Origin of the sequence: Pseudomonas sp. Hp2 (assembly GCF_006386585.1) — a bacterium.
Classification (GTDB): Bacteria; Pseudomonadota; Gammaproteobacteria; order Xanthomonadales; family Xanthomonadaceae; genus Pseudomonas_S; species Pseudomonas_S boreopolis.
Genome location: NZ_VAHJ01000012.1, coordinates 1 through 5765 on the forward strand (window position 1 = coordinate 1; position 5765 = coordinate 5765).

A 5765-nucleotide genomic window follows, 5' to 3' on the forward strand; every position below is an offset into this window, starting at 1 on the left:
AAGGGTTCTCGAATCAACGACTTCAGCGACAAAGGTGTTGACGATTCGAGGAAGTGGCCGCAGAATGAGCGGCTCGCTTCGAGAGGGTCTTCGGACCGGATTGAAGCGGCGGCAACCTCCTCGGCGACGAGGGGTTGACGAGGTAGGAAAGTCCGCTATGATGGCGGGCTCGCTTCGGCAAAAACCTTCGGGTGGCTGGGGCGGCAGGTTGAAGTCGGCGCCCGCAACGAGGTGTTGACGGAAACGAAAAGCCGGCTATAATGGGCGGCTCGCTTCGAAGGAAACTTCGGGGCATGCGGGAAAGGCGCTGAGGCCGGCCCCGGGGTTCTTTGAAAGTGTGCGCAGGTAATTTGTGCGGACGCCTGCAGGAAGGATGATTGTCCATCTTGCAGACGTTTAATCAAGCAACAAGTCAATTGCTTTGCAAGCGATACGTTGCCAGAGATTGGACATCTGCAGCTAAAAGCTTTTGCCTTCGGGCATGCAGTTTTAAGTGAAGAGTTTGATCCTGGCTCAGAGTGAACGCTGGCGGCAGGCCTAACACATGCAAGTCGAACGGCAGCACAGGAGAGCTTGCTCTCTGGGTGGCGAGTGGCGGACGGGTGAGGAATACATCGGAATCTACCTTGTCGTGGGGGATAACGTAGGGAAACTTACGCTAATACCGCATACGACCTACGGGTGAAAGCAGGGGACCTTCGGGCCTTGCGCGATTAGATGAGCCGATGTCCGATTAGCTAGTTGGCGGGGTAAAGGCCCACCAAGGCGACGATCGGTAGCTGGTCTGAGAGGATGATCAGCCACACTGGAACTGAGACACGGTCCAGACTCCTACGGGAGGCAGCAGTGGGGAATATTGGACAATGGGCGCAAGCCTGATCCAGCCATGCCGCGTGGGTGAAGAAGGCCTTCGGGTTGTAAAGCCCTTTTGTTGGGAAAGAAAAGCAATCGGTTAATACCCGGTTGTTCTGACGGTACCCAAAGAATAAGCACCGGCTAACTTCGTGCCAGCAGCCGCGGTAATACGAAGGGTGCAAGCGTTACTCGGAATTACTGGGCGTAAAGCGTGCGTAGGTGGTGATTTAAGTCCGTTGTGAAAGCCCTGGGCTCAACCTGGGAATTGCAGTGGATACTGGGTCACTAGAATGTGGTAGAGGGTAGCGGAATTCCTGGTGTAGCAGTGAAATGCGTAGAGATCAGGAGGAACATCCGTGGCGAAGGCGGCTACCTGGACCAACATTGACACTGAGGCACGAAAGCGTGGGGAGCAAACAGGATTAGATACCCTGGTAGTCCACGCCCTAAACGATGCGAACTGGATGTTGGGTGCAACTTGGCACGCAGTATCGAAGCTAACGCGTTAAGTTCGCCGCCTGGGGAGTACGGTCGCAAGACTGAAACTCAAAGGAATTGACGGGGGCCCGCACAAGCGGTGGAGTATGTGGTTTAATTCGATGCAACGCGAAGAACCTTACCTGGTCTTGACATCCACGGAACTTTCCAGAGATGGATTGGTGCCTTCGGGAACCGTGAGACAGGTGCTGCATGGCTGTCGTCAGCTCGTGTCGTGAGATGTTGGGTTAAGTCCCGCAACGAGCGCAACCCTTGTCCTTAGTTGCCAGCACGTAATGGTGGGAACTCTAAGGAGACCGCCGGTGACAAACCGGAGGAAGGTGGGGATGACGTCAAGTCATCATGGCCCTTACGACCAGGGCTACACACGTACTACAATGGTTAGGACAGAGGGCTGCAATCCCGCGAGGGTGAGCCAATCCCAGAAACCTAATCTCAGTCCGGATTGGAGTCTGCAACTCGACTCCATGAAGTCGGAATCGCTAGTAATCGCAGATCAGCATTGCTGCGGTGAATACGTTCCCGGGCCTTGTACACACCGCCCGTCACACCATGGGAGTTTGTTGCACCAGAAGCAGGTAGCTTAACCGCAAGGAGGGCGCTTGCCACGGTGTGGCCGATGACTGGGGTGAAGTCGTAACAAGGTAGCCGTATCGGAAGGTGCGGCTGGATCACCTCCTTTTGAGCATGACAGCATCGTCCTGTCGGGCGTCCTCACAAGTTACCTGCATTCAGAGTTCAGTACCGGCCAGGGCCGGTGCCGATAGTCCCGTCACGGGGCCTTAGCTCAGCTGGGAGAGCACCTGCTTTGCAAGCAGGGGGTCGTCGGTTCGATCCCGACAGGCTCCACCAGGGTGAGTAGACTTTTGGGTCTGTAGCTCAGGTGGTTAGAGCGCACCCCTGATAAGGGTGAGGTCGGTGGTTCGAGTCCTCCCAGACCCACCACTCTGAATGTATGGCGCACACGAAGAATTTAGACGGATCGGCGTTGAGGCCGGTACGTGTTCTTTAATAACTTGTGACGTAGCGAGCGTTTGAGATATCTATCTAAACGTGTCGTTGAGGCTAAGGCGGGGACGAAAGTCCCTAATATTGAGTCGTTACATTCGCGTCGTGGCGTTGTACCCCACGGCACAGATGACTCCGAGGCGACTTGGGGTTATATGGTCAAGCGAATAAGCGCACACGGTGGATGCCTTGGCGGTCAGAGGCGATGAAGGACGTGGCAGCCTGCGAAAAGTGTCGGGGAGCTGGCAACAAGCTTTGATCCGGCAATGTCCGAATGGGGAAACCCACTGCTTCGGCAGTATCCTGCAGTGAATTCATAGCTGCTGGAGGCGAACCTGGTGAACTGAAATATCTAAGTAACCAGAGGAAAAGAAATCAACCGAGATTCCGTCAGTAGCGACGAGCGAACGCGGACTAGCCCTTAAGCTGCTATGGTTTTAGGAAAACGGTCTGGAAAGGCCGGCCATAGAAGGTGATAGCCCTGTATTCGAAAGGGCCATGGCAGTGAAGACGAGTAGGGCGGGGCACGTGAAACCCTGTCTGAACATGGGGGGACCATCCTCCAAGGCTAAATACTCCTGACCGACCGATAGTGAACCAGTACCGTGAGGGAAAGGCGAAAAGAACCCCGGAGAGGGGAGTGAAATAGAACCTGAAACCGTGTGCGTACAAGCAGTAGGAGCCCGCAAGGGTGACTGCGTACCTTTTGTATAATGGGTCAGCGACTTACTGTTCGTGGCAAGCTTAACCGTATAGGGGAGGCGAAGGGAAACCGAGTCTGATAAGGGCGCATAGTCGCGGGCAGTAGACCCGAAACCGGGTGATCTAGTCATGCCCAGGGTGAAGGTTGAGTAACATCAACTGGAGGCCCGAACCCACTCCCGTTGCAAAGGTAGGGGATGAGGTGTGATTAGGAGTGAAAAGCTAATCGAACCCGGAGATAGCTGGTTCTCCTCGAAAGCTATTTAGGTAGCGCCTCATATGTATCCTCTCGGGGGTAGAGCACTGTTATGGCTAGGGGGTCATCGCGACTTACCAAACCATTGCAAACTCCGAATACCGAGACGGACTGTATGGGAGACACACGGCGGGTGCTAACGTCCGTCGTGAAAAGGGAAACAACCCAGACCCACAGCTAAGGTCCCAAATTTTGTGCTAAGTGGAAAACCATGTGGAAAGGCACAGACAGCCAGGAGGTTGGCTTAGAAGCAGCCACCCTTTAAAGAAAGCGTAATAGCTCACTGGTCGAGTCGGTCTGCGGGGAAGATTTAACGGGGCTAAGCACAGAACCGAAGCTTGGGGTGCATACTTTCGTATGCGCGGTAGAGGAGCGTTCCGTAAGCCTGCGAAGGTGAGTTGAGAAGCTCGCTGGAGGTATCGGAAGTGCGAATGCTGACATGAGTAACGATAATGCGGGTGAAAAACCCGCACGCCGAAAGCCCAAGGTTTCCTTGCGCAACGTTAATCGGCGCAGGGTGAGTCGGCCCCTAAGGCGAGGGCGAAAGCCGTAGTCGATGGGAAGCAGGTTAATATTCCTGCACCTCGCGTGAGTGCGATGGAGGGACGGAGAAGGCTAGGTGTACCGGGCGTTGGTTGTCCCGGGGAAAGGCGGTAGGTTTGGATCTTTGGCAAATCCGGGATCCTTCAAGACCGAGCACCGAGACGAGCCCTTTTGGGCGAAGTCACTGATGCCACGCTTCCAGGAAAAGCTCCTAAGCTTCAGCTCACGAAGACCGTACCGTAAACCGACACAGGTGGGTAGGATGAGAATTCTCAGGCGCTTGAGAGAACTCGGGTGAAGGAACTAGGCAACATGGCACCGTAACTTCGGGAGAAGGTGCGCCTTTGTTGGTGGCCCATGCGGGCTATAGCTGACGAAGGCCGAAGTGACCAGGCCGCTGCGACTGTTTATCAAAAACACAGCACTCTGCAAACACGAAAGTGGACGTATAGGGTGTGACGCCTGCCCGGTGCTGGAAGGTTAATTGATGGGGTCAGCCGCAAGGCGAAGCTCTTGATCGAAGCCCCAGTAAACGGCGGCCGTAACTATAACGGTCCTAAGGTAGCGAAATTCCTTGTCGGGTAAGTTCCGACCTGCACGAATGGCGTAACGACAGCGGCGCTGTCTCCACCCGAGACTCAGTGAAATTGAAATCGCTGTGAAGATGCAGCGTTCCCGTGGCAAGACGGAAAGACCCCGTGAACCTTTACTATAGCTTTACACTGAACGTTGAGTTCGTCTGTGTAGGATAGGTGGGAGGCTATGAAACCATGGCGCCAGCTGTGGTGGAGCCATCCTTGAAATACCACCCTGTCGTGCTTGACGTTCTAACCTGGGCCCATGATCTGGGTCGGGGACCGTGTATGGTGGGTAGTTTGACTGGGGCGGTCTCCTCCTAAAGAGTAACGGAGGAGCTCGAAGGTACGCTCAGCGCGGTCGGACATCGCGCACTGTGTGCAAAGGCATAAGCGTGCTTGACTGCAAGATCGACGGATCAAGCAGGTACGAAAGTAGGACTTAGTGATCCGGTGGTTCTGTATGGAAGGGCCATCGCTCAACGGATAAAAGGTACTCCGGGGATAACAGGCTGATACCGCCCAAGAGTTCATATCGACGGCGGTGTTTGGCACCTCGATGTCGGCTCATCACATCCTGGGGCTGTAGTCGGTCCCAAGGGTATGGCTGTTCGCCATTTAAAGTGGTACGCGAGCTGGGTTCAGAACGTCGTGAGACAGTTCGGTCCCTATCTGCCATGGGCGTTGGAGATTTGAGAGGGGCTGCTCCTAGTACGAGAGGACCGGAGTGGACGAACCTCTGGTGTTCCGGTTGTCATGCCAATGGCATTGCCGGGTAGCTATGTTCGGAAGCGATAACCGCTGAAAGCATCTAAGCGGGAAGCGCGCCTCAAGATGAGATCTCCCGGGGCTCAAGCCCCCTAAAGGAACCATGTAGACTACGTGGTTGATAGGTCAGGTGTGTAAGCGCTGCAAGGCGTTGAGCTAACTGATACTAATGATCCGTGCGGCTTGACCATATAACCTCAAGTTGCCTTGGTCCCAACGAACACGTTGGTAGATACCCAATGCACGCTACGTCACAAGTCCCCATGCGAGACCGAGCGCCGTATGCGCTTCCCTTCCCCGAGGATGGAAGCAAACTCTGGCGACGCTCCAACCGTCTCCCTGGTGAAATTAGCGCTGTGGAACCACCCGATCCCATCCCGAACTCGGAAGTGAAACGCAGCCGCGCCGATGGTAGTGTGGTCTAAACCATGCGAGAGTAGGTCATCGCCAGGGGCTTTACCCCACAACCCCCCAGCCTAAAGCTGGGGGGTTGTTCTTTGCGCAAAACAAAAACAGCACCAACCCCTCCCGCACTTTAATATTGAAAACACTTCGCGCAG

General features: G+C 55.0%; 2 tRNA genes and 3 rRNA genes. All 5 read left to right on the plus strand.

Annotated features, from left to right (window positions below):
* Nucleotides 1–490 precede the first annotated feature (490 nt).
* Nucleotides 491–2035: ribosomal RNA gene (locus tag FD678_RS20085) — 16S ribosomal RNA — on the plus strand.
* A gap of 94 nt (nt 2036–2129) precedes the next feature.
* A tRNA-Ala gene (locus FD678_RS20090) sits at nt 2130–2205 on the plus strand.
* A 16-nt stretch (nt 2206–2221) separates the two neighbouring features.
* Nucleotides 2222–2298 (plus strand) — tRNA-Ile (locus FD678_RS20095).
* 220 nt (nt 2299–2518) lie between these two features.
* A 23S ribosomal RNA gene (locus FD678_RS20100) occupies nt 2519–5396 on the plus strand.
* 147 nt (nt 5397–5543) lie between these two features.
* A 5S ribosomal RNA gene (rrf, locus tag FD678_RS20105) occupies nt 5544–5658 on the plus strand.
* The 16S, 23S and 5S rRNA genes sit together here with 2 tRNA genes alongside, the layout of an rRNA operon.
* Nucleotides 5659–5765: the final 107 nt, after the last annotated feature.